The following is a 26,416-nucleotide window of genomic DNA, read 5'->3' on the forward strand; positions in this document are numbered from 1 at the left end:
TTTATTATCTATCCTATTTGTTTTCTAACTACGCTCTAATGATTTATCAACAGTACTGTACTTTCCGTTATAACTTCCTGTTACTACACTTCCATTAGCCTTTTTAACTTTGAATTCTAATGAAATATCAGTTTCATTAATTGAATTTATAGTTAAAGTAACTTCATCTCCTGTTTCATACTCCATTAACAATTGCTCATTATCATACTCTCCTAAAAACTCTCCATCCGTCATAAATTCATACCATAAACTGTCTGTTGTATAAGTTTTTGAAGTTAAGCCTTTATCACGAACAGTAATTGTAAATAAATCCACCTCAGTTAAAGCTGTACCAGAGTTTCGAGCAGCTTCTATATCTTCTTCAGTAACATTCAATAAGTGTAAGAATACAGAAGGCGTATCTCCTTTCATGAATTTCTCTACCAAAATTGATTCTATCGAATAATTTTCACCTTCAATTATAAATTGATTTGGTGTTTCTTGAACATCATCAGATGAACAGCTTACATAAAAAACAGTTGTTAAAATAATTGCTAATAAGTAGTCTATTTTTTTCATAATTGTATAATTTGACATGCAAAACTACCTTAGTTTTAAAGCATCTAGTTAAATTTACTTCTGAATATATCATGCATTTTTCTAAAAAGCTAAACTTTCCTTTTAAACTATTTTCTACTACTTTTTTTATACATTGTAACAATAATTTACATCAATCGTCAAATACATATAATCAACAAAAACCAAAATAGCTTGGAAACAATTTTATCTATTCGAAACCTCGATAAAAAATACGGAAAAGTTCATGCCGTAAACAATCTTTCTTTCGATATACAAAAAGGCACAGTGTACGGAATTTTAGGACCTAACGGAAGTGGTAAATCTACTACTTTAGGTATTATTTTAAATGTAGTAAACAAAACCTCAGGGAGTTTTAGCTGGTTCAATGGAAACTTATCTACACATGAAGCATTAAAAAAAGTAGGAGCTATCATTGAACGCCCTAATTTTTACCCTTACATGAGCGCCGTTCAAAACTTGCAGTTAATTTGTAAAATTAAAGGAGTTTCGTACGATAAAATTGAAGAAAAACTCAAGATTGTTAATCTTTTTGAACGTAGAAATAGTAAGTTTAAAACTTACTCTTTAGGAATGAAACAGCGCTTAGCTATCGCTTCTGCCCTATTAAATGATCCAGAAATTTTGATTTTGGACGAACCTACAAACGGACTTGACCCACAAGGAATACACGAGATTCGTCAAATAATTAAAGAAATTGCTAAAAATGGCACTACAATTTTACTAGCCTCTCACTTACTCGATGAAGTAGAAAAAGTATGTTCTCATGTAGTCGTAATAAGAAATGGTATAAAATTATATAGCGGTAGAGTTGATGAGATGACTGCTTCCAATGGTTTTTTTGAACTTCAAGCAGATAATCAAGAAATACTTACTCAGCTTTTAGAAAATCATCCAGCAATAGGAAACATCAAAGAAGAAAATGGAATTTTAATAGCTAGTCTAGCTTCAGAATTATCTGCTTCAGAAATTAATACATTTTTATTTGACAAAGGAATTTCTCTTTCTCACTTAGTGAAACGTAAACCTAGTTTAGAGCAACAATTCTTAGACCTTACCAACAACCAATAAACTTACACCATGTTACGACTTTTAAATATAGAAATTCATAAATTAAAATATAACAGAGCTAGTAAAGTTCTTTCAATTATCTATTTCGCATTATTAACCTCTATTGCTTTAATTGCAGCAATAAAGTTTGATATTGGCCCCATTAAATTTCATTTAGCTGAACAAGGAATTTTTAATTTTCCATATATCTGGCACTTTAACACATATATGGCTGCCATATTTAAATTCTTTTTACTACTAGTTATTGTTTCCATGATGGCGAACGAGTACAGTTATAAAACGTTAAAACAAAACTTAATAGACGGTTTAAGTAAAAAGGAATTTATTCTATCAAAATTTTATACCGTTATAGCTTTTGCTTTTATTTCAACCATCTTTGTTTTTATTGTCTCTTTAATTCTTGGAGCTATCTATTCTGATTTTAATGAAATAGCCATCATATTTTCAGACTTAGATTATTTATTCGCTTTCTTCGTAAAATTATTAGGTTTTTTCTCCTTTGGATTGTTTTTAGGTGTCTTGATTAAACGCTCTGCATTTGCTGTTGCTGCCATGATTGTTTGGCTAATTATAGAAAGTTTAATTAAAGGATATTTATACTGGACTTTTAGAAACGTAAAAACGGGGGTTGATGAAGCTGTAAATTCAATCATGCAATTTTTCCCGCTAGAGTCTATGGCTAATTTAATTAAAGAACCATTTACAAGATTAGGTGCAGTAAAATCAGTAGCTAATCAAATAGGAGAAAATTTCACTAAAGACTATTCTGTTAGCCTTTTCAATATAGCTATTGTATTAATTTGGACTGCTATTTTTATTTACTCATCATATGCTTTGTTAAAAAAACGAGATTTATAGAGGGTTTTATGTAGTTTAGTTGTTTTATTTATATAATCAAATTCATTTTGATGAAAAAACAACTACTTCTAGCATTTTTTATTATTGTCTCTATATCCCTTTATAGCCAAAAAGAAGCAAATGTTTGGTACTTTGGAAATAATGCAGGGCTCGATTTTAACTCAGGAAGTCCAATAGCTTTAAATGATGGATTATTGAAAACTGATGAAGGTTGTTCATCTATTTCTGACGAAAACGGGAACCTTTTATTTTATTCAGATGGTATTAATATTTGGACGAAAAACCATGAACTATTGCGTTACTCTAACGGTAATTTAGCTGATGACCTGCAAGGTAACCCTTCAAGTTCACAGTCTGGTTTAATTATTCCAAACCCAGAAGATAAAAACCTTTACTATATTTTTACAGTGGGGACAGATTTTATTGGAAATCTTCCTTACCCTGACAATCCAGGGTTTAGGTTTTACACCATAGATATTTCTAAAGGAAATGGAGGAGAAATTATTTCTGGCCCTGTTAACCTTTCTAATGGTCGAGATAGAGAATGGTCTGAAAAAGTTACAGCCGTTCAAGGAAAAGACTGTAGAGAAATATGGATTTTATCTATCGTACAAGATACTTTTTACGCCTATAAAATTGATAAAAACGGAGTGGACTCTACAAACCCTATTACCTCATCTTCATCTTACTATTTAAGAGATAAAAGAGGATATTTAAAAACATCTCCAGATGGAAGTAAAGTAGCACTTGCTGACTTTACAAATGACGGAAGTGGAAGATTAGTTTTATACGATTTTGATAACGCTACAGGTAAAGTAGCTTCTAACGGGCTAATTCTTACAAGTGGTCCAACTGATGGTTCTCCTTATGGTGTTGAGTTTTCTCAAGAATCTACAAAACTATACTCTTCTTTATATCATGAAAACAGTAACTCTTTCAGAGTTTTTCAATATAATTTATTAGATGCTAACATCGCACAAACTAAAACTCAAATCCATCAAGAGCAAGGTTATAGAGGTGCTTTACAATTAGCTCCAAACGGAAAGATATATGCTTCCATTCCAGATAGAGCCTATTTGGGAGCTATAGAGAATCCAGAAGATAATGCTACTGATATTCAATATACTTCAAACGCTGTAAACTTAGGTGGCGCCATGTCTTCACAAGGATTACCTCCTTTTATTCAGTCGTTTTTTGCACCTGTAAAATTAATCAATCTAGCTAATAATGAGGTTTTAAACAATAGCAACCAAGTTTTTTGTATTGGAGAAAGTTATCAAATTCAACCAGAAAAAAACAACCCTAGCGATACATATACATGGTTTAAAGATGGAAAAGAAATAGCCAAAACAAGAATATTAACTGTTGATAACACTAATTTTGGAAGTGGTTTATACGAAATAAAAATAGAATCTAATTCTTACTGTAAAAAAACATTCACTGGTAAAGTCCAAATAACATTTGAACCAAAACCTACAATTAACCCAATTCAACCTTATATACAATGTGATTTCGACAGTAATCCTATTGATGGTTTTACAACTTTTAACCTAGAAATATTAGAAAATGCTTTAGTAAATAACCTTACTGAAGTTACAATTGATTTTTTTGAAACATCTGATACTAGTTTTTCATCACCAATTAACAAAAATAATTACACTAATTTAACAGCAATAAATCACTCTATAACAGTAAAAGTTACAAATAACACTACTCAATGTTATCAAACGGATATTATTAATTTACAAGTAAACCCAACGGGATTAACTTATTATAGCGATGAACACATCCATGAATTAGATGAAAATGCATCCAATCCTGATGCCAAATTTAGCGTTGGCACTAACAACGGTTTTCTTGACTTCTCTTTGAAGACGCAACAAATAATTAATAATTCAGGTGGATCGCTATCAGAAAATACTCACGATTTTCAATACTACAGAACAGCAGAAGATGCTTCCTTACAAATAAATCAAATTATCCCCCCATACGAAGATGACTTATTTACCAACAATTCTGATGTATATATTAGAATTTCAAATAAAGGAGCTACATCTTGTGAAGCAGTTGGTAATTTTAAAATTTTTGTAGAAAAAATCCCTATCCCTAAAGGTAATTTAAATAACATTATCCTATGTGTTGATAACCCAAGGCTAAGCCCTCAACCACATACAGTTGAATTAAATGCCGATACAGGTAATGCTACAGACACATACAAATGGTATCTAGATGGTAAATTACTCTCTGGAGAAACATCTGCTATATACAATGCTAATTCTTCAGGAGAATATAAAGTTGAAGCCTATAGAACTCACCCAAACATCACTTCCCCTTTTATGGGATATAATACATTTTTTGTAAAAGAGTCTAACCTAGCATTAATAGTAAATATTAAATCAGTAGACGATCAAGACAATCCTGATAGTAATAAAATAGAAATTACTGTAGATGGAATTGGTAATTATGAGTTTGCTTTAAATAGCACAGATCTTAGTGATTTTGCTAAAGGAGACGAAAACCTTACTTATACATTTACTAATATTCCTCCCGGACTTAACTCTATTTTTATTAGAGATCGTAACGGATGTGGAATTACTACATCTAATCAGGTTTCAACTATCTATTTTCAACGTCATTTCACCCCAAATAATGACGGACATTTTGATACATGGAAAGTTTTAGGTGTCGATAATGATTACTATGATGTTGTTAAAGTTCAAATTTTTAATCGCTTTGGAAAATTAATTAATGAAATTACTGATAAAAATAGTCAGGGTTGGGATGGTATATACAACGGTACTATTCTTCCTTCAAATGATTATTGGTACAATGCTGAGTTAATTGATAAAAGTGGAAGAACCCGAAAAAAGACAGGGCATTTCTCTTTACTGAGGAAATAATTTACACATTTATGAAAAAGACATTTTTTTTTAGTTTATTTTTTATTTGCTTACACGTATTTGCTCAAAATGATTGCTCAGATGCAATCGTAGTTTGTGGTAATAGTGGTTTTCAAAACTTAAATGCTACCGGTGTAGGTATTCAAGAGCTTTCAGGTTCAAATACATGTTCAAGCCAAGAAAATAATAGTTTATGGATTAAAATTAAAATTAATAAAGGAGGAACATTAGGTTTTACACTTACTCCTACCAACTCAAATGGTAGTCATAATACAGACATCAATATCGATTTTGATTTTTTTATCTTTGGACCAAATGTAAATTGTGGAAACATCGGTCAAGCCATACGCTGTTCTACTACAAACCCAGCAGCAAGTAACGAAGGAAATAACCTAACAGGTATTAGAGCATCTGAAACAGATATCTCTGAAGGTCCAGGTGAACTAGGTAATAGTTTTGTAAGTTCTTTAAACGTTAATGATAATGATTCTTATTTTCTTGTTATTGATAGACCTATAGGTAATAGTAGCTTTAAAATTGATTGGACTGGTACTGCTACTTTTAATAATCCTCCTGCAATTAATCCGCCAACTTATGGTCAGTCGTACGATATAGAAGAATGTGATAGTGATGGTGTTTTTGATAATAGTACACACTTTGATCTAACCAATAACAGTAATTCAATACTAAATGGACAAACAGATGTAAAAATTAGTTACCATCTAAGTAATAATGATGCTCAAACCAACAAAAACCCTATAGCAACTCCAAACACTTTTAAAAACACGAGTAACCCTCAAAAAATATTTGTAAGATTAACAAACATTAACTCTGAATGTTTCTCTGTAACCGATTATAATATTATTGTAAACAACAATATTAATGTTACTCCTCCATCAGATTATATTGTATGTGATGATACTGATAGTGGAAGCAATACCGATGGTTTATATAGTTCTTTTTTACTATCTTCAAAAGATAATGAAATTTTAGGTATGTTAGACCCAAATACACATACCATAAACTACTATCATAGTCTTTCAGATGCACAAAACAACTTAAACCCTATTAATAAAAACTCTCTTTATACTAATGTTTCAAAAAATACTCAAACTGTTTTTGTTAGAGTTGAGAATAATGTTGGATGCTTAAATACTTCAACTAGTTTTAATCTAATTATAAATCCTGTTCCCTCATTTATTATGCTACCTCCTTATCAGCAATGTGATTTTGACAACAATCCTGCTGATGGTTTTACTACATTTAACTTACAGAGTAAAGAAGCAGAGTTATCAAATAACGATACAAATGTGACTATTCTCTTTTTTAACGATCAAACTGATTTTGACAATAACATATCAATAACATCACCACAAAATTACACTAACACTTCACCTTTCAATCAAACACTACTTGTAAAAATTATAAATAATACAACACAGTGCTTCAATACAGGAAGCTTAGATTTAGTTGTTAACTCATCTGGTCTAGATACTTTTGACGACATGTATTCTTGTGAACTAGACATTAATGCTTCTAACCCTAATGCTACTCAAAGTATAGGTAGTCAAAACACATTCTTTAATTTTGATATAAAAAAGAATGATATTATTACAAAATCAAATGGCGCGTTAACAAGTAACACCCATTCTTTTGAGTTTTATAGAACAGCAAACGATGCCTCATTACAAACAAACAAAATTCTACCTCCATATGATGATGATTTATTTACTAATAACACAGAAGTATTTGTAAGAATTATATCAAAAAATAACAACACTTGCGAAAGTGTCGGTAAGTTTACCCTACATGTTATAGATTTGCCTGTTCCTCAAGGAAACCCTGATAATATTATTCTTTGCGTTGATAACCCTAGGCTCCCCTCTCAACCTTATACAGTTCCCTTAAATGCTGGTACTGGAAATCCAACAGATACTTACAAGTGGTATTTAAATGGTAGTTTGCTCTCTGGAGAAACATCTACTATCCATAACGCTAACACTGAAGGGGAATATAAAGTTGAAGCTTATAGAAGTCATCCTAACATTTCGGAAAATTGTATGGGATATAATACATTCTTTGTAAAAGAATCCAATCAAGCCTTAGTCATAAATATTAAATCAATTGACGATCAAGATAATCCAGATAATAATAAAATAGAAATTACTGTGGACGGAATTGGTGATTATGAATTTGCTTTAAATAGTACAAATCTTAGTGACTTTGTTAAAGGAGATGAAAATCTCTCATACACATTTACCAATATTCCTCCTGGGCTAAATTCTATTTCAATTAGAGATCGTAACGGATGTGGAATTACTACATCTAACAAAATTTCAACTATCTATTTTCAACGTCATTTCACCCCAAATAATGACGGACACTTTGACACATGGAAAGTTTTGGGTGTCGATAATGATTATTATGATCTTGTTAAAGTTCAAATTTTTAATCGCTTTGGAAAATTAATTAATGAAATTACGGATAAAAACAGTCAGGGTTGGGATGGTATATACAACGGTACTATTCTTCCTTCAAATGATTATTGGTACAATGCTGAATTGATAGACTCTAATGGGAAAGTTAGAAAAAAAACTGGGCATTTCTCTTTACTGAGGAAATAAGCAATAAAATGATTATAAATACGGAAAGTTATTTTTTTGTAAATTAGCTTCTTACTAAAATTAACTAGCTATGACCAAGCTAATATTTGTTTGTTTATTTATTTTTTCTATTTCATGTTTTTCTCAAAGAGAAACTGATAATTGGTTCTTTGGAGATAAAGCAGGAATAGTTTTTAACAATGGTAATCTTAGTATTTCTAATAAAGGGCAAATAGTTACCGAAACTGGTTCATCTTCTATTTCAAGTAATCAAGGGAATTTATTATTCTATACTAACGGAGCAACTATTTGGAATAGAAACCACAAAATAATGGAAAACGGAGAGGGTTTAATAGGGGAATCTGAAGCGTCTCAACCTTCAATAATCATACCTAAACCTAATAGTAATAGTATTTATTATGTGTTTACCACTAGAAAGACTAAAACAGAAAACCCTTCTTTGTTTCCTGGTATTTACTTTTCTGAAGTTGAAATATCAAATAAATACCCTTTAGGTAAAGTAACTCAGAAGAATATAAGACTTGAAAATTCTACTGCTCAAAGAATTACCGCAGTACATCATAAAAACGGAAAAGATATTTGGGTTATAACATATGGAAGTAATTCTTACAATGGTCCAGATGAAATTTTCTTTGCATTTAGAGTAACTGATAAAGGTGTTAATTTTCGTCCTGTAAAAACTAAACTAAACGAAATAAAAAGCTCCTTATCCAAAGGAGAAATAAAAGCCTCTCCAGATGGAAGTAAAGTTGCTCTTTCAACTGGCTCTAATTTATACATTTATAACTTTGATAATGAAACAGGGGTGTTTTCACGTTTTAAATTATTAAATTTACGACTAAACTTTACTGATGGGTATACATGTAATGGACTAACTTTCTCTTCAAACTCTAAGATTCTTTATTATTCTTCTTTTTACTATGAAAGAGGAAATAACGACAGTTATAATATTATGCAATTAGATCTTGACAATACAGATCAATTCTTTTTTGGTGAATCTATTTTTACAACTACACCAGACAGAGCAAGTGCCTCTGCCCAATTAGCCTCTGATGGAAAAATCTATATTGCTCAAATAAACTCTGAAAGACTTTTTGATTATGGTGGACAACCTATTGGCTTTGATTTAACCCCTTTCAATACCTTGGGCGTTATCAACGATCCAAATAAACTAGGTGTTGCATGTAATTATGAACACGATGCAGTTAACTTAGAGGATGGTTTGTCTTATTTTGGCTTACCTAATTTCATTCAATCTTACTTTAGAAACAGAATAACGACAGAAAACCAATGTGTTTTTGATACATTCACTTTTTCTCTTGATTCTTATGCCCCTATAAAGAGTGTCGTTTGGGATTTTGGAGATGGAAATAAAAGTAATGATATAACTCCTAAACACACATATACATCCGCAGGCGAATATAATGTTACTGCCGTAATCAATATTAATAACCAAGATATTCCTCTCTATAAAAAAATCACTATTTATCCACTACCAAATTTATCTCCTAATCAAGAAATTATTCAGTGTGATGACAACAATGATGGTATCAGTTTATTTAACTTGAACAATATTGCTAATAAAATCTCAACCGATAATACCCTTACCTATAAGTTTTATAAAAACTTATCTGATGCTGAAAATAACGTAAATGAAATTTTAGATCCTGAAAACTTTTATAATGAAAGTAATCCACAAACCATTTATACGAAAGCAACTAGTATATATGGATGTTCTGATATTGAAAATTTTTCTATTAGAACTTTATTTAAACCAACCCTTACTATTCCTTCTATAACAGTTTGTGAAAATTCTAACAATAAAGGTATCTTTAACCTAGAAAGCAAAAAAGCAGAAATCATAAATACTTTTGGTTTAAACACTCTTGATAAAATTTCTTTCTTCTCTTCATTAGAAGATGCTCAAAGAACAATTACCCCCCTACCTCCTGAATTCCTTTCTCCATCCTCAACCATTTGGGTAAAAATAGAAAATGAAAAAGGTTGCTTTGGTATATCTCCAATTGACTTAATCGTAAATTCTCCTCAAATTAACTTAAAAGACAGCTACACTATTTGCGTTAGCCCTTCTGATCATCCCCCTATTACATTAACAGCTGACTCTTCTAATAATCGTTTCGAATGGAAAGATGAAAATAACAATACCATTAGCACCAGTAACAGTTTTCCTTTAACTAGAGAAGGTGAGTTTTCTTTAACCGTTTACAAAACAATAAATGGTATAGAATGTTCAAACTCTAAAAACTTTACAGTTAAGTACCCTCCTCCTCCTAATGTTTTAAATATTGAAGTAAATATTCAAAGCGAAACCGACAACAGTGTTTACATAAGTATTGATGGAGATAGTAGCTATGAGTTTTCCCTAGATGATGCTAATTATGTTGGAAATGGAACCTCCCACTCTTTTAACAATGTACAACCTGGTATTGCCACTATTTATATAAGAGATATTAATAAATGTGAAAGCCCTACTAAAACCTCAGCAAGTATAATTGGTTACCCTAAATTTTTAACCCCAAACGATGATGGATTTAATGACTACTGGAAAGTTTACGGAGCAAATACTAATTTCTTTAAAGAAATTAATATCAAAATATTTAATCGTTTTGGTAAAATCTTATATGTTATAAATGATAAAAACATAGAGCTTGGTTGGGACGGAACTTACAATAATATAAAATTACCTTCTAATGACTACTGGTTTCATGCTAAATTAACTGATATTAATGACAATAAAATAGACAAAAAAGGGCATTTTACTCTCAAAAGAAATTAAAATTCATCACATAAATAACTATCCGTATTTTTGTTGAATGAACTTTGAATTAAACTCAGAATTTAAACCTACAGGAGATCAACCTCTAGCTATTGAACAACTTTCAAATGGTATTTTAGCTGATGAAAAGTACCAAACACTTTTAGGTGTTACTGGTTCAGGAAAAACATTTTCTGTTGCCAATGTAGTTGCAGAAGTAAATCGACCAACACTTGTTTTAGCCCATAACAAAACCTTAGCTGCTCAATTATACTCTGAGTTCAAGCAGTTCTTTCCCAATAATGCTGTGGAGTATTTTGTTTCATACTATGATTACTACCAACCCGAAGCTTATATTCCTGTTACGGGAACGTACATTGAGAAAGATCTGTCTATAAATGATGAAATAGAACGCTTGCGAATTAGCACCTCCTCTTCCCTTCTTTCAGGACGTAGAGATGTATTAGTTGTAGCCTCAGTTTCTTGTTTATACGGTATTGGTAATCCAACTGAATTCAAAAAAAACGTTATTACTATTGAAGTTGATCAGCAAATATCTCGCACCAAATTTTTACATCGCTTAGTAACCAGTTTATATGCCCGTACAGAAGTTGAGATAAAAAGCGGAACATTTAAAGTAAAAGGAGATGTAGTAACCATTTATCCATCCTACGGTGAAAATGGTTATAAAATTCATTTTTTTGGTGATGAAATCGAAGAAATTGAGACCTTCGACATAGAAACTAATGAAATTATTACACGTTTAGAAAAACTCAATATTTACCCTGCCAATTTATTTGTAACTTCTCCAGATATACTACAAAATGCCATTCATCAAATTCAAGAAGATATGGTAAAGCAAGTAGATTATTTTAAGGAAATTGGGAAACATTTAGAAGCGAAACGTTTACAAGAACGTACCGAATTCGACTTAGAAATGATTCGCGAGCTGGGATATTGTTCAGGAATTGAAAATTATTCTCGTTATTTAGACGGTCGAGAAGCAGGTACACGACCTTTCTGTTTGTTAGATTATTTTCCTGATGATTATTTGATGGTGATTGATGAAAGTCACGTAACCGTTCCACAAGTTCACGCAATGTACGGAGGAGATAGAAGCCGAAAAGAAAACTTGGTAGAATACGGCTTCCGCTTACCTGCTGCGATGGATAACCGCCCGTTAAAGTTTGAAGAATTTGAAGCTCTACAAAATCAAGTGATTTATGTTTCGGCAACTCCAGCCGATTATGAATTACAAAAAACCGAAGGTTTGTTTGTAGAACAAGTGATTCGACCAACAGGACTATTAGATCCAGAAATTGAAGTTCGTCCTAGTTTAAATCAAATAGATGATTTAATTGAAGAAATTCAAATTCGAGTAGAAAAAGATGAACGTACCTTGGTTACTACCTTAACCAAACGAATGGCAGAAGAATTAGCGAAATATTTAACACGTATTCAAGTACGTTGTCGTTATATTCATTCCGATGTCGACACCCTAGAACGTGTAGAAATCATGCAAGATTTACGTAAAGGCTTGTTTGATGTACTCATCGGAGTAAACTTACTTCGTGAAGGATTAGATCTTCCTGAAGTATCGTTGGTTGCTATTTTAGATGCCGATAAAGAAGGTTTTTTACGTTCACACCGTTCGTTAACACAAACCGTAGGTCGTGCAGCACGTAACGTAAATGGTAAAGCCATTATGTATGCGGACAAAATTACCAATAGCATGCAACTCACTATTGATGAGACCACTCGTAGACGCGAAAAACAAATTAATTACAACACAGCACATGGAATTACACCAAAGCAAATCAACAAAAGGATAGACAATACTTTATCTAAAAACGCGATTACTTCGTATCATTACGATAATGCTACACAAAAAGCTGCTGAGCAGGATTTAGAATACCTACCAAAACAAGAAATAGAAAAACGCATACGTAACAAACGTAAACAAATGGAAGAAGCTGCTAAAGCTTTAGACTTTTTAGTAGCAGCACAACTCCGAGATGAAATTGAGACCTTAAAAGAGAATTTATAACTAAAAACCCTGTAAAAATTATTTTCACAGGGTTTTTACATAGAATTAATTCTGAAGATTAATCATCTAATAACTCTGCTGTTTGTTTAAGCTTTTCTTTTAATTGATCAGCTAAATCTTTGTTTCCATCTACATCTTCTGGACTAATTTCTATAGTACCATCTCCATTACCATCAATAGCAGAAGATAAATCTACTTGACTTAGCATTGCATCTAGATCAAAGTTTATAGTAACCTCAGTTAAGCCTTCAGAAACAATAATATCAGTTGCTTCATTTTCAAAGTCTACTTCAATTTCTTCTTCAAAATCATGCCAAAAGATAAATGGTACAGTATTTATAGTACCTTTAACAACAACCGTTTTATTAAACATATCGCTAGACTCGTCTGTATTTTTATCAAATTCAAACTCAATCTCCTCATAATCAGCTTTTGGAAGTTCTAAAGTAGTAATATTTGATGTTCCAGTTAACAAATCTAACTGAAATGGTCCTCTTAACTCAATTTCATCATCAGAACTTATGATACTGTCATTCATAGCATCTTGGTATTTATCATCAAACTCTAACTCTATTTCTGTGATGTTTAGTTTAAATTCAGAAATGGTTACTTCTGCATTATTTACATTTTTTGAAGCTCGTTTGCTTTGATTAAATGTATTATTTGAAGATGCCTTAATTCTTAAATTTTCATTGTTTCCATCTTCACTAGTACAAGAAGTTCCTAATAACATTAATGAAGTTGCACTTAATAATAATACTGTTTTTTGTAATGTTTTCATAATTTTACTTTTTTCATTTATAACCTTAAGACAACCATATATCTCCTCTCCCTACCATAAAATTTATTTTTTTCAAGATAAAAACATTAACCACTAATAATGAGTCATTTGTAGTCAGAGTTTTTACAAAAAAATTAAAACAAAACTTATCGTTACCAACATCTAATAGAATTAAAACTCTGAAATATTTTATTAAGGCTTATTGAAACAAAGTCAAATTGACTTTTAAGAAACACTTTTTTAGTAAAAAATCGTCTTTTTGGTTTAAAAAAACGCACCTATAAAATCAAATAAACTCAAAATAAACATCAATAAAACAAAATTCATTTTTACATATGCTAAAAAAAATTAAATTCATTTAATTTGTAGTAAATCTCAATAAACTATGTCATCAAAAAATAAACTAGAAAGTTTTACTAATACAACTGAAGAATTTGTCTCTCCAGAGTACATTCGTAACCGCTTCTCTAAAATTATGTCTGATATGTACAAAAATGAGGTACCACTTTATGGTGAGTTACTTGATTTGGTTCATGATATCAATGATAATGTTCTTTCTGAGTCTAAAGAAATTGAAGAGCAGTTAGCACATACTGGCGAATTAACTCGACTAAATATGGAACGCCACGGAGCAATTCGTTTAGGCAAACCCTATGAGTTATTTACGATGAGACGTCTGTTTAAAGTAATGGGAATGTATTCTGTTGGCTACTACGATTTAGCCCCAGCTGGTGTTCCTGTTCATTCTACAGCATTTAGAGCTATTGAAAGCACCGCCCTTAACCAAGCTCCATTCAGAGTTTTTACCTCTTTATTACGTTTAGATTTAATTGATGATACTCAGCTTCGTAACAATGTTGAAACTATTTTAGAAAAACGTCAAATTTTTACAGAAAAAGTTTTACAACTCATTGATAAGTCTGAAAAAGAAGGAGGGTTAAATAAAGAAGATGCCGAAACCTTTGTTCAAGAAGCATTAGAAACTTTTCGTTGGCACGATACTGCTACCGTAGATTATAAAATGTACGAAGCTTTACTAAATCAACACAGATTAATTGCTGATGTAGTTGCTTTCAAAGGGCCTCACATCAACCATTTAACTCCTAGAACTTTAGATATAGACAAGGTGCAAACAAGTATGAAAACTCGTAATATTCCACCAAAAGATAATATAGAAGGACCTCCTGCAAGAAAATGCCCTATTCTATTACGTCAAACAAGTTTTAAAGCATTGACCGAAAAAGTAACTTTTAAAAACAATGCTGAAAAAGAAGAAATAGGCGAACACAAAGCTCGCTTTGGTGAGATTGAACAACGTGGTGTAGCGTTAACTCAAAAAGGACTTGACTTGTATCACGAGTTATTAGGTAAAACACGTAAAGCTATTGGTGGATCACCAACTGCCGAAAATGCCTCAGAATACAATAAATTATTAGCAGAAAATTTTAAAGTTTTTCCTGATAACTATGAAGAGCTACACTCAAAAGAGTTGGCATATTTCCATTATTTCACTACCGATAAAGCAAAAACTTTATCTAAAGAAAAAGTGTATACAAAAGCAGATGTAAACCAATTATTAGAGGATGGCTATTTAAGCATAGAACCTATGGTTTACGAAGATTTCTTACCTGTAAGTGCAGCAGGAATTTTTGCTTCAAACTTAGGAACAGATGATGCTAAACGCGAATATGAAGGCACTTCAAATCAATCATTATTTGAAAAAGATTTAGGTGAACCTGTTTATAAGTTAACAAAATGGTATGAAGACATGCAAGATGAAAGCATACAAAACTGCTTAGCAGTAATAAATGCTTAAGCATAAAATAGAATATTGAAAAAGTGTAGCCGTATATTTGCATTATCGGCTACACTTTTTTTTCGTTAAAAACGATTGTTTATCTTGTAGCTTATATTAAGTTTATTCTAACAAAATTATTCTTTTGGAAAATCAATTTGATTATATAGACAAACAAATACTTTCAAAATTACGTTTAGATGCTCGTAAAGCCTATTCGCAAATTGCGGAAGAATTAAAAGTTTCCAATTCCTTAATTCATCAACGCATTAAAAAACTAACCGCTGAAGGTGTGATTAAAAATGCAGAGTTTGTTTTAGAAGAAAAAAGCTTAGGCTATAAAACCAAATCATACACAGGTATTCGATTGCGTGAAGCTCGCTTTGCTAAAGAAGTAATGCACGAGTTGGAAAAAATACCCGAAATAACCGAATGTAATTTTGTTTCTGGTTACTACGCTATTTTTATTTTAATATTTGCTAGAGACAACGAACATTTACAAAAAATACTATACGATAACGTACATTTGATTAAAGGAGTGGCAGGAACCGATACTTTTATATGTTTCGATACTTGTTTTAAGCGTCACATTCCAATAGAATAATTAACAACACTACCCACATTTTAGGTAATTAAGATAATGGTACAAACAACACAACTAGAAACGTTCAAAAAATCACTAACTGGCGAACTATTTTTTGACGACCTACATAAAAACATTTATACAACCGATGCTTCAGTATATCGTAAAATCCCACTAGCAGTTGCCTACCCTAAAAACATACAGGATATTCAACTATTAATTGATTTTGCTACTAAAAATAACATCACCTTAATTCCGCGTACAGCAGGAACTTCATTAGCAGGACAGTGTGTGGGAGATGGAATTGTTGTAGACGTTTCTAAACACTTTACCAACATACTGGCTTTTGATGAGATTAACAAAACCATTACGGTAGAGCCAGGAATTATTCGTGACGATTTAAACCGCTTCCTAAAACCATTCGGGTTGTTTTTTGGTCCGAATACCTCAACCTCTAACCGTTGTATGATTGGCGGAATGGTAGGTAATAACTCTTCAGGAAGTACTTCTATTCGTTATGGAGTAACTCGTGATAAAGTAATTGCTATTCAAGGCTTGTTAAGTGACGGTAGTGAAGTTACTTTTTCTGAAATTACTTCGACAGAATTCAATCAAAAGAAAATAGAAAATTCGTTAGAAGGAAATATCTATCGTGCTATTTATACAGAGCTTTTTCAAGAAGCTGTTCAGCAAGAAATAAAAAAAGAATTCCCAAAAGAAAGCATTCACCGAAGAAATACAGGATATGCTGTTGATGAATTTTTAACTTCCGATTTATTTGGTGGGACAGAACCAACTATCAACCCTGCTAAATTTTTATCAGGAAGTGAAGGAACCTTAGTATTTTCAACGGCTATTACAATTAAACTAGACGACCTACCTCCTACGCAAAGTATTATGGTATGTCCGCATTTTACTAGTGTAAACGAAAGCTTAAAAGCTACTGTTACTACCATGAAACACACACTCTATGCTTGTGAATTAATGGATAAAGTAATTTTAGATTGCACTAAAAATAACCGTGAACAAGCCAAAAACCGTTTCTTTTTACAAGGAGATCCGGAAGCTGTATTAATGTTAGAAGTTTCGGCAGACACTATAGAAGAAGCTGAAATATTAGCCGATAAACTTATTGGAGATTTAAAAGCAAACAATTTTGGGTACCACTATCCTAAAGTATATGGCGAAGACATTGCTAAAGTACATCAACTACGAAAAGCAGGTTTAGGATTATTAGGAAATATTGTTGGAGACGATAAAGCGGTAGCTTGTATTGAAGATACTGCCGTAGCCTTGGAGGATTTACCTACTTATATTGAGGAATTCACCAAAATTATGGATAAATATCAGCAAAGAGCAGTGTATTATGCACATGCAGGAGCTGGTGAGCTACACTTACGTCCTATTTTGAATTTAAAGAAAAAGGAAGACGTAGTATTATTTAGAAAAATAACTACTGAAACTGCTGAGTTAGTTAAAAAATATCAAGGATCGTTTAGTGGTGAGCACGGTGATGGTATTGTGCGTGCGGAATTTATTCCGTTGATGATAGGTGACAAAAACTACCAATTATTACGAAGAATAAAAAAAGCATTTGATCCGAACAATGTGTTCAACAAAGGAAAAATTACGGATGCTTTTCCAATGGATCAAAGTTTGCGCTATGAAATTGACAGAAATGAACCTGAAATAGAAACCATTCAAGATTTTTCAGATAGCGAAGGTATTTTAAAACTAGCTGAAAAGTGTAACGGTTCAGGTGATTGCCGTAAATCTCCCGAAGCTGGCGGGACTTTATGCCCTAGTTATCGAGCAACTCGAAACGAAAAAGAAACTACCCGTGCTAGAGCCAATACACTTCGTGAAGTTTTAACGAATAATACCGCTAAAAACAAGTTCAATTCTAAAGAATTAAAAGATATCCTAGACCTATGTTTAAGCTGTAAGGCTTGTGCTAGCGAATGTCCGAGTAATGTAGATATTGCTTCGATGAAAGCAGAATTCTTGTACCAATATCAAGAAACAAACGGATATTCTTTCCGCAGTAAATTATTTGCTAACAATGCTAAATACAATAAATTAGGAAGTAAGTTCCCTGTACTAACAAATTTCTTTACCAATACTACTCTAGCTAAAAAGGTTATGGGAGTTGCCACAGAACGTTCTGTTCCTAAGTTAGCAAAACAACCTTTAAGTACTTGGTTAGAAAACCATAAACCAATAGCTTCTAAAAAAACAGTGTATTTATTTAATGATGAGTTTACCAACTATTATGATGCAGAAATTGGAAAAGACGCAGTTGTTGTATTGGAAAAACTAGGATATGAAGTAAAAACCGTGAACCACGAAGAAAGTGGGCGTAGCTATATCTCAAAAGGTTTTTTAAAAGAAGCTAAAGAAATTGCTAATAAAAATGTAAACACTTTTAAAGAACTAATTTCTGAAGAAACTCCATTAATTGGATTAGAACCTTCGGCTATTTTAACCTTTAGAGATGAGTACTTACGTTTAGCAGATGATAAAACAACAGCCAAAAAGCTTTCTGAAAACTGTTACACTATTGAAGAATTTTTAGCTAAAGAACATACTAAAGGTTCTATAGACACCACTAAATTTAGCAATGAAACTAAAGAGCTTAAAATACATGGACATTGTCACCAAAAAGCTTTGTCTAGTACACACGCTTCTTTTTCTATTTTAAACATTCCTAAAAACTACAAGGTGACCATTATGAATACTGGTTGTTGTGGTATGGCAGGATCTTTTGGGTATGAAAAAGAACACTATAAAGTAAGTATGCAAGTGGGGGAAGATACGTTGTTTCCTAAGGTTAGAAACTGTTCGGTTGATACAGAAATAGTTGCTGCTGGTACCAGTTGTCGTCATCAAATTTATGACGGAACAAAGCGTTTAGCAAAACACCCTGTAACTATTTTAAAAGAAGCTTTGTTATAAATAATTGATTTTCATTTCTTTATTTTGTATTTTTAAGACGTTTAATTCTTAAAATGCATTATTATGTCGAGCAATAAAATCATCTTTAACAATGCAATGCTAATTTTTACGGGTATTGTTTGCTTTTTTTTAGTTATGAAAATTTTTGGATTAGAAGATATATCCGAACTACGTTTTTTAAACTTTACTTTCGTTCTTTATGGTATTAACAGGGCTATAAAAACCAACATTGTTAAAAACCATGAGTCGTTATATTTCAGTAATTTTTTATTAGGAATTGGAACCTCAATAATTGCTGTAGCCTTAACTGTTTTTGGGCTAATTATATATGTAGACTTTATTGATGCTAGTTTTATGACAATACTTGAACAATCTTCTTTCTGGGGGCAAAATTTAAGTTTACCACTAGTTGTATTTGCATTAGCTATTGAAGGGATTGCTTCTTCAGTTATCTGTTCTTTTATTTTAATGCAGTATTATAAAAACTATAAAATTTCAAATACAATGGTTGCTTAGGCTTTTGGCAAAAAAACCTCAGCCATCATACAACGAGCACTTCCTCCACCACAGATTTCTATAGTTTCTAGAGAGCTGTGCAGTATTTTACAGTGTTTTTCTATAGCTTTAATTTGATTTGGGTTTAATGAATTAAAGGCAGAAGAACTCATTACTAAGTAACGCTCGTCATTTACTCCTTTAACTTGTAACATATTTCCTGCAAATTGTGTTACTTGTTGCTCTGAGATGGCAATAACTTCTTTTCCATCCGACTTTAAGTGTTTTAATACGTTTTTCTTTTCTTTTTTATCATCTATCGAATCTAAACACACTACAGCAAAACTTTCCGCAACACACATCATTACGTTCGTATGATAAATAGCTTCTCTCCTTCCTTTAACTGTTTGATTTGCTGTAAAAATTACAGGTGTGTATTCAAAATCTTCACAAAATTCAATAAATAACTCTTCATCAGCACGAGGAGACAAAGCACAATAGGCTTTTCTATTGTATCTATCTAAAATCATACTTCCTGTTCCTTCTAAAAAAATCCCTTCCTCTTCTGCTTCTGAATAGTCTACAACATTTTCAATTACAAAACCTTTCTCTTCTAGTTTTTCCAACACGTCTTCTCTACGTTCTAAACGTCTATTCTCTGCAAACATCGGGTAGATAGCTACGTCTCCGTTTTCATGAAAAGAAATCCAGTTATTTGGAAATAATGCATCTGGTGTATTAGGCTCTTTGGTATCTTCAGTAACTACTACACTAACTCCTACAGCTCGCAATTTTCCTACAAAAGCATCAAACTCTTCTTGTGCCTTAACATTGATTGATGCAGGTAACATTCCTGACAACTCTTGCTGGTAATAATTATTTACTGCTGTTTGCTCATTCATCCTAAAGTTTGCAGGACGGACCATTAAAATTGTATTTGTTGTTTGTTGCATACTGCGAAGGTAATAGATTTTTAAGTTTTTATTACAGCACAAAAACAACTAAGTTTTAGTTACACTATGTTAATTTATCTTACCTATTCTAGGTCTACTACTAAAAAAACGTTGAACACTTATTTATAACACATTAAATAAAAATTACTTAAACTTTATTTATTAAGATAATAATAATGTTACCAAACAGTTTAAACCTATGAAAAAAGTAGTAACATAAATTTCTTATCAATCTTTACTATATTTTAACAAATTCTATAACAACACCTATTACTATTATGAATATTTTCACCAAAAATAAGCTATAAACTTACAAACATAAAAAACAAACTATGGGATGGTTTAACAGAAAAAAAACTTCAACAAATAATACTCAAACAACTCAAAAAGATTCTTCAATAGTTAGATCTCAATCAATTACTACTTGTCTAGACGCCGGATTTCATCCTGCAAGTTCTCTCCCTACAATTAGAGAAACAAAGTTAAGACCTGCTGATGAAATTGCAGGAAGACTCCACGCTATAAAAGCTCTTGTTTTATGGCTTATGGTGCCTTCAGAAAATTTACCCGACGAAAAAATAATTAACTTCATTAATCAAAATAAACTTTTTGGTTACATGACCCTAGAGGAAAAAGAAATACTTGATGCTTCTAGAAATGATATTGAGTTAAGAAATTCTATTGGTTGGAAGTTTGAAAACGCATGGCCACTTGCTTGGTACTTTGGTTATGACGAGCCTGAAATTTCTGGTCAAATGATGACTGGTGAGCAAATGCAGGAAATCTTTATAAATTACACTTGTCCACTTGATACTTTAATTAATGATTGGCTTCCTCAGCAACACACTCTAGAAAAAGAAAAATTAGCAGAAAAAGAAGATTTATTTTACTGTTTGCATAATGCTGTAAGAAGTGCTCAACTAGGAGGAAACACTACTCCTGATGGCTTCGACCCTATTGGAAATGGAGGAGTTATACATGAACGTAGACATTCGTTAACATGGATGCTTTCTAACGGTACTGAATGGGAAGATACCGACCTCAGCACATAAACTTGAGAAATAAAGGAAAAGTTAATCATAGACTATATAAATTTGTAAAAATTGAATTTTTAAGAAAATAAGAATCTTTATACTAGTAATTTTACTACTTAGCTTGTGTTCATGTAAAAATACAAACAATGACTCTACTTCTTTCTGGGGAAGTGAAGCTTATACTTTTTGAAACGTTACAATACTTAATAAAAATATTACTAGTTATAGTAGTTTTAAAAAAGGGAATTCTATATGATAGAAACAAAGTAAAAATTATAACATATAAAAAGTCTTTCGGTATGAATGTTAAAATAGTTAGAAATAAAATTAATTAAAGAACTCACTATGATTATAAGAAAAGCCACTACTAAAGACACTAAAGAAATTGCTTCTTATATGTTATTAGCAATGGAAGACATTGTTTATAAATTTATAGGAGAAAGTTCTACAAAAAAAGCACTTGCCTTTTTAGAGGCATTAATTATTCAAAAAAACAACCAATACTCTTATGAAAACTGTTGGGTTATAGAAAGTGACAATAAAACTATTGCTGCAGCTAACATATATGATGGTGCAGATTTAAAAAAACTTAGAAAACCAGTAGCTGCATTAATAAAAACCATGTTTAATAAAGAACTAACATACGAATACGAAACCCAGCCTGGTGAGTATTATATTGATTGTATTGGTGTAAACCCTAGCTACCAAGGTAAAGGTGTTGGTTCTAAAATACTAACCTTTTTAATTGATGAATATGTTCATAAAAAGAGTGAAACATTAGGTCTTTTGGTTGATAAAGATAACCCTAACGCTAAAAAATTATATTTAAAGCTAGGTTTTAAAGTTATTGATCAAAAAACATTAGCCGATAAAGAAATGGAGCACTTACAAATACAGTAACTTTATTAAGAAAACTATAACACACAACACTCCGTTTATTTTATAAGTTTACAATGTGAGAAAACACAGTAAAATACCTAATACATCATCCCTATTTCCAATAGTAGGGCTAGTATTTTTATTGCTATTTTCTCCCTGTAAGGTTAGAAACTTTATACAAGCAGAACTTAGTGTTCCTCTTACAGAGGTTTCGAGTAAAAGTCAGACCACCACGAGCAATCTTAGTTGTTATAGTCGTGAGGTTACAGACATTTCTCTACTACAAACAATACCTTCTTCTATTAAGGTTTATCCTTTTTTTATAAATAGAGCTTTTAACCTTTCTTTTAGCTTTGGTGAAATTTTTCATTACAAAACAAGGATTGATTATCAAAAAAAGAGAGATGTAACAACTTCAGTTCCTCTTTATATTTTATTTAAAAACTTTAAGGTTTATCTTTAATACCACTTTCCACTTAATAGTTTACTTTAATAAAAAGTAGAATTTAACAACATCAAGTAAAACAATAACAACCTACATAAACAATGTTTATGTAACTCGTGGCTATGCCTTAAGTTTAAATAGCTAGCCTCACTTAACTTAAATAAAAAAAATGATTAACAACAATATAAAAAATGATTCTGGACTTTTAGTTCTTGCTATACGTTTAGTTATTGGCTGGACATATTTTTCTGCCTTTTGGAGAAGAACAATTTTAGCTAATAAACTTGATCCTGAAGTAGCTGGGTACATTGGAGAAAAATTCAATCACTTTCTCCCTAACGCTTTAGGCATTAAACCTCTTATTCAATATTTAGTAGAAAATCCTGACATCCTATGGTTAAACATGGTAATATTTACCATTATTGAAGGAATTGTAGGTTTATTCATCATATTTGGTTTATTTACCAGAATAATGAGTATTGGTGTATTTGGGTTGGCAATGGGAATTCTCCTTGGCTCTGGTTGGATAGGTACAACATGTCTTGACGAATGGCAAATTGGTGTACTTGGAATTGCAACAGGTTATGTACTTTTTTTAACAGGCAGCGGTAAATATTCAATAGACAACTACTTCATAAAAAACAATTTTTCCTTTACTAAAAAGAAATGGTTTGCATGGTTAGGGTCAGGAGTTATACCAATTAAGAACCATATTTTTCCAAAATTTGTTTTAATAGGATCCTTGGCTATTTTAGGAATGACTTTATTCACAAACCAAGTATTTCATGGCGGAGTTTGGGGTACACTTCATAACAAATCAGTAAAACCTAAATTAGAAATAACAGAAGCTAAAATTAGCAACGATATACTTTCTTTTGACCTTTTTAGAACAGAGGGTGTTGATGTTTACGGTTCTTGGGTTATCTCTGTTGAATTATCAAACCAACAAAATAATACTGTTATTCAGTATTCTCAAAAAGACTTAGCTTCTTTAACTAATGAAAACATCTTAAATTATTATGTTGCTAAAATAAAACCAGGTAAACACAGCTTGGTTGTGCCTTTGGGTGCTAAAGCTAAAATGATTTTCAAAAATCAAGTTTTTTCTAATCTTTCTAAAGGAACATATACATTAAAAATAACTGATATTAGTGGTGCTTTTTGGACACATCAAATAACTAAATAGACCTAAAAACGCAATAGTGATAGAAATACGCTATTGCGTTTCTTTCATAAACTTTAATCATCATTCACAAGCTAATCTTATATTTTTTTTAACAAATTTCGTGTCGATTGCCTTTGTTTTTATAAATAATTTCACCCAAAAAAGCTATTAAGTGTTTTCTACACTTAACCTCTTGCTAATTAAAACACAAAGTAGACTATGAGTAATCAATTAAATTTTAAAGAATTAAACTTTAAACTAGCAGTGATTAATGAATTAATGTATGTTCAAGAAGTATTAGAGCCTAAATTAGACGTTTATGAGTTTATAGAAAAACAGCGAAACTTATCTAGCTCAGAAGCTTATGATGTTATTGAAGAAGAAGGTTATGAAATTATTCCTGAAGTATTAGAACATTTTAAAAACTTAAAAATTACTTCAGAAATGGTTGAAAACATTGAAGAACTAGACATGGATGGTGGTGACGAAATCTATGGTCAAATTATTCCCTTTTGGGATGGTGAAGATGATGTATTTAGTGTAAACTCTGCTGTTGATGCTGAACTACTTCCTAACTTAAAAAACATTTCTCTTCTTTACAGCGAAAATGATTCACTTTTAGAAGAATTTCAAGAAAAAGGAATTGAAGCTGATTGGCTTTAAAAAAGTAAAACATATTTAAAAAGTAAAAGTATATAATGGAGACTAGTAAAGCAAACGACAAAGAAATACAACAAGAATGGTATAACATAGGCGAAACTTATGCCTCTGAGATAAATAAAATGGTTGCTTTTGGTGAAGAACATGGTTGGGAAAATTGGAAAGGTAAAGAACCAGAAGACAACCGTAACCATTTAGCTGATGTCGTGGTACAAAAGTTAAGAGAAGCCAATAAAACTGGACATATTGAAGAGTTCAGAAAACAATACCCACCTGCTCATACTCCATTAATAAAATATTTTAAAGAAAAAGGACAAAGTATTGAACAGCTATGCTTTATTGAAAATGAAAAAATCGTTTTTGTAACAGGTAGCGCCTATCAAAAAAGACAAGCCTATCTTCTAAACAACAGAACACTTATTAAATTAGATAATACCATTGATGCCATAGGAAAATCTCATCAAAACAACATTTTTGCAATTAAAACTCCAAAAACATTAATTACACGTAAAGAATGGGATGGAGAAATTATTGAAACTTTTGAGTTAGGCGATATAAATGAATTAGGTATTTCAAATATAACACCCTTCAACGATGGGAAAAAAGTACTTATTACTACTTCAGAAGGAATATTTTTAATATCTAAAAACAAGACACACATGATACATCCTTTGCCCGATTTAGAAGATGAAGAATGGGAACCATACATAGACATGGAAAACGCTGCTTTATCTAATGACAATAAATATATTGTAGTTGGTGATCAATCTTTTGATCATCGAGTATTAGATAATGAAGGAAATCAAATTGGAGAAATTGGTCCGCAATCTTCTTATCCTCATTTTTGCCTATTTTCTAAAGACGACAAACAACTTATTACAAACTCTTGTCATTTTTATAACGGAATTACCATAGGGGTTGATGCTAAGAACTTAAACGGATTAGAAGTTGAATCTTATGTAGATGAAGCAGATAATTTTAAGGTTATTGATGATGAAATGAGAGTGTATGTTGGTACAACTACTAAAGACTATTACATTTTAGGTGATGCTTACGGTTACATTAAAGCTTTTGATAAAAACGGGAACTGTATTTGGCGACATTATCTTGGCTCTACCATAAGCGGTATTACAATTTCTGACAACAATCAAACTTTATGGGTAAGCACCTATGCTGGAATTCTTCATAAATTAAAGTTAGGTAAGGGACACAGAGATACACATACCATTGGTAATGGAAATCATTATGAAGATTTCAGATTAATTCTTTGGAAAGAAGAAAAAAAAGAGCTTTGGTGGTAAAGGCTATTAAAATAAAAAGAAGAGTTCTTATTATTTTAGTGCTTCTATTAACAGGTTTTTTAATTCCTCAAAACTTAAAAATGCCTGTTAAGGGAGCTACCAAATCAGATTACAACCCAAAATCATTTTGGTATTACCCTTGGGGAAAATCAATTACTCACAAAGGGGTTGATATTTTTGCTAAGAAAAATACTAAAATCACTTCTTCTACTCTTGGAATAGTTTTATTTTCTGGAAAAACAAGTATGGGCGGAAATACAGTACTAGTTTTAGGTCCAAAATGGAGGCTACATTATTATGCACATTTAGAAAACGTAAAAACATCTTCTTTAACTTTTGTAAATAATAACTCAGTAATTGGTACTGTCGGAACTAGTGGGAATGCCGCTGGAAAAGCTCCACATTTACACTACTCTATACTTACTATAATACCTTATGTATGGAAGATTGATTCAGAAAGACAAGGGTGGAAAAAAATGTTTTATCTAAACCCTATTGAATTTTTAGAAGTTTAATTT

The 26,416-nt window shown here is 31.5% G+C and carries 19 protein-coding genes; 16 read left to right on the plus strand and 3 right to left on the minus strand.

Going from position 1 to position 26,416, the window contains the following annotated elements; genetic code table 11:
* Window positions 1–24: 24 nt before the first annotated feature.
* Window positions 25–558: a hypothetical protein gene (locus AC3VJB_RS07060; protein ID WP_159492472.1), complete on the minus strand. Its 534-nt coding sequence runs from the start codon at window positions 556–558 to the stop codon at window positions 25–27.
* A gap of 192 nt (window positions 559–750) precedes the next feature.
* Here AC3VJB_RS07060 and AC3VJB_RS07065 point away from each other — a divergent pair, with 192 nt between their 5' ends.
* From AC3VJB_RS07065 to uvrB, 6 genes are all read left to right on the plus strand, one after another.
* On the plus strand, window positions 751–1,647 hold the full coding sequence (locus AC3VJB_RS07065) for an ABC transporter ATP-binding protein (RefSeq protein ID WP_073181260.1): 897 nt from the start codon (window positions 751–753) through the stop codon (window positions 1,645–1,647).
* Window positions 1,648–1,656: 9 nt separating this feature from the next.
* The gene (locus AC3VJB_RS07070; RefSeq protein ID WP_167713511.1) at window positions 1,657–2,505 is read left to right on the plus strand and encodes an ABC transporter permease; all 849 of its coding nucleotides are present in this window, start codon (window positions 1,657–1,659) and stop codon (window positions 2,503–2,505) included.
* 50 nt (window positions 2,506–2,555) lie between these two features.
* Window positions 2,556–5,405, plus strand: coding sequence for a T9SS type B sorting domain-containing protein (locus tag AC3VJB_RS07075; RefSeq protein ID WP_437822752.1), 2,850 nt, complete (start codon window positions 2,556–2,558; stop codon window positions 5,403–5,405).
* 11 nt (window positions 5,406–5,416) lie between these two features.
* A complete protein-coding gene (locus AC3VJB_RS07080) occupies window positions 5,417–8,029 on the plus strand; it encodes a T9SS type B sorting domain-containing protein (protein ID WP_497666950.1) in 2,613 nt (870 codons plus the stop codon).
* Between the two features lie 70 nt (window positions 8,030–8,099).
* A complete protein-coding gene (locus AC3VJB_RS07085; RefSeq protein ID WP_167713508.1) occupies window positions 8,100–10,826 on the plus strand; it encodes an FIDD domain-containing protein in 2,727 nt (908 codons plus the stop codon).
* A 37-nt stretch (window positions 10,827–10,863) separates the two neighbouring features.
* Window positions 10,864–12,852, plus strand: coding sequence for an excinuclease ABC subunit UvrB (gene uvrB / locus AC3VJB_RS07090; RefSeq protein ID WP_167713507.1), 1,989 nt, complete (start codon window positions 10,864–10,866; stop codon window positions 12,850–12,852).
* 58 nt (window positions 12,853–12,910) lie between these two features.
* Here the strand turns inward: uvrB and AC3VJB_RS07095 are convergent, their stop codons facing one another.
* Complete coding sequence (locus AC3VJB_RS07095; RefSeq protein WP_053056684.1) at window positions 12,911–13,633, minus strand: hypothetical protein; 723 nt, start codon at window positions 13,631–13,633, stop codon at window positions 12,911–12,913.
* 385 nt (window positions 13,634–14,018) lie between these two features.
* Here AC3VJB_RS07095 and hglS point away from each other — a divergent pair, with 385 nt between their 5' ends.
* The 4 genes from hglS to AC3VJB_RS07115 all read left to right on the plus strand — a co-directional run bounded on the left by hglS (window position 14,019) and on the right by AC3VJB_RS07115 (window position 19,482).
* Window positions 14,019–15,449 (plus strand): 2-oxoadipate dioxygenase/decarboxylase HglS, encoded by a 1,431-nt coding sequence (gene hglS, locus AC3VJB_RS07100; protein ID WP_497666951.1) that lies wholly within the window; start codon window positions 14,019–14,021, stop codon window positions 15,447–15,449.
* A gap of 124 nt (window positions 15,450–15,573) precedes the next feature.
* Window positions 15,574–16,032 (plus strand): Lrp/AsnC family transcriptional regulator, encoded by a 459-nt coding sequence (locus AC3VJB_RS07105; protein ID WP_047789278.1) that lies wholly within the window; start codon window positions 15,574–15,576, stop codon window positions 16,030–16,032.
* A 36-nt stretch (window positions 16,033–16,068) separates the two neighbouring features.
* On the plus strand, window positions 16,069–18,966 hold the full coding sequence (locus AC3VJB_RS07110; protein ID WP_497666952.1) for an FAD-binding and (Fe-S)-binding domain-containing protein: 2,898 nt from the start codon (window positions 16,069–16,071) through the stop codon (window positions 18,964–18,966).
* 63 nt (window positions 18,967–19,029) lie between these two features.
* Window positions 19,030–19,482, plus strand: coding sequence for a hypothetical protein (locus tag AC3VJB_RS07115; RefSeq protein ID WP_437822765.1), 453 nt, complete (start codon window positions 19,030–19,032; stop codon window positions 19,480–19,482).
* Here AC3VJB_RS07115 and ctlX read toward each other — a convergent pair.
* Window positions 19,479–20,414: a citrulline utilization hydrolase CtlX gene (ctlX, locus tag AC3VJB_RS07120; RefSeq protein WP_437822767.1), complete on the minus strand. Its 936-nt coding sequence runs from the start codon at window positions 20,412–20,414 to the stop codon at window positions 19,479–19,481. The two genes, AC3VJB_RS07115 and ctlX, sit on opposite strands and share 4 nt — an antisense overlap.
* Window positions 20,415–20,746: 332 nt before the next feature.
* On the opposite strand from ctlX, the gene AC3VJB_RS07125 reads away from it, so the two are divergent.
* From AC3VJB_RS07125 to AC3VJB_RS07150, 6 genes are all read left to right on the plus strand, one after another.
* Window positions 20,747–21,466 (plus strand): DUF4272 domain-containing protein, encoded by a 720-nt coding sequence (locus AC3VJB_RS07125; RefSeq protein WP_437822769.1) that lies wholly within the window; start codon window positions 20,747–20,749, stop codon window positions 21,464–21,466.
* A 327-nt stretch (window positions 21,467–21,793) separates the two neighbouring features.
* The gene (locus tag AC3VJB_RS07130) at window positions 21,794–22,348 is read left to right on the plus strand and encodes a GNAT family N-acetyltransferase (protein ID WP_047789283.1); all 555 of its coding nucleotides are present in this window, start codon (window positions 21,794–21,796) and stop codon (window positions 22,346–22,348) included.
* A 593-nt stretch (window positions 22,349–22,941) separates the two neighbouring features.
* Window positions 22,942–23,958: a TQO small subunit DoxD gene (locus AC3VJB_RS07135; RefSeq protein WP_239178907.1), complete on the plus strand. Its 1,017-nt coding sequence runs from the start codon at window positions 22,942–22,944 to the stop codon at window positions 23,956–23,958.
* Between the two features lie 198 nt (window positions 23,959–24,156).
* On the plus strand, window positions 24,157–24,600 hold the full coding sequence (locus tag AC3VJB_RS07140; RefSeq protein WP_159492484.1) for a DUF6892 domain-containing protein: 444 nt from the start codon (window positions 24,157–24,159) through the stop codon (window positions 24,598–24,600).
* Window positions 24,601–24,635: 35 nt separating this feature from the next.
* On the plus strand, window positions 24,636–25,898 hold the full coding sequence (locus AC3VJB_RS07145) for a hypothetical protein (protein ID WP_497666953.1): 1,263 nt from the start codon (window positions 24,636–24,638) through the stop codon (window positions 25,896–25,898).
* Complete coding sequence (locus AC3VJB_RS07150) at window positions 25,865–26,413, plus strand: M23 family metallopeptidase (protein ID WP_349265002.1); 549 nt, start codon at window positions 25,865–25,867, stop codon at window positions 26,411–26,413. The genes AC3VJB_RS07145 and AC3VJB_RS07150 overlap by 34 nt, the downstream gene beginning before the upstream one ends.
* Window positions 26,414–26,416: the final 3 nt, after the last annotated feature.

Source organism: Tenacibaculum sp. TB-53 (assembly GCF_059716285.2).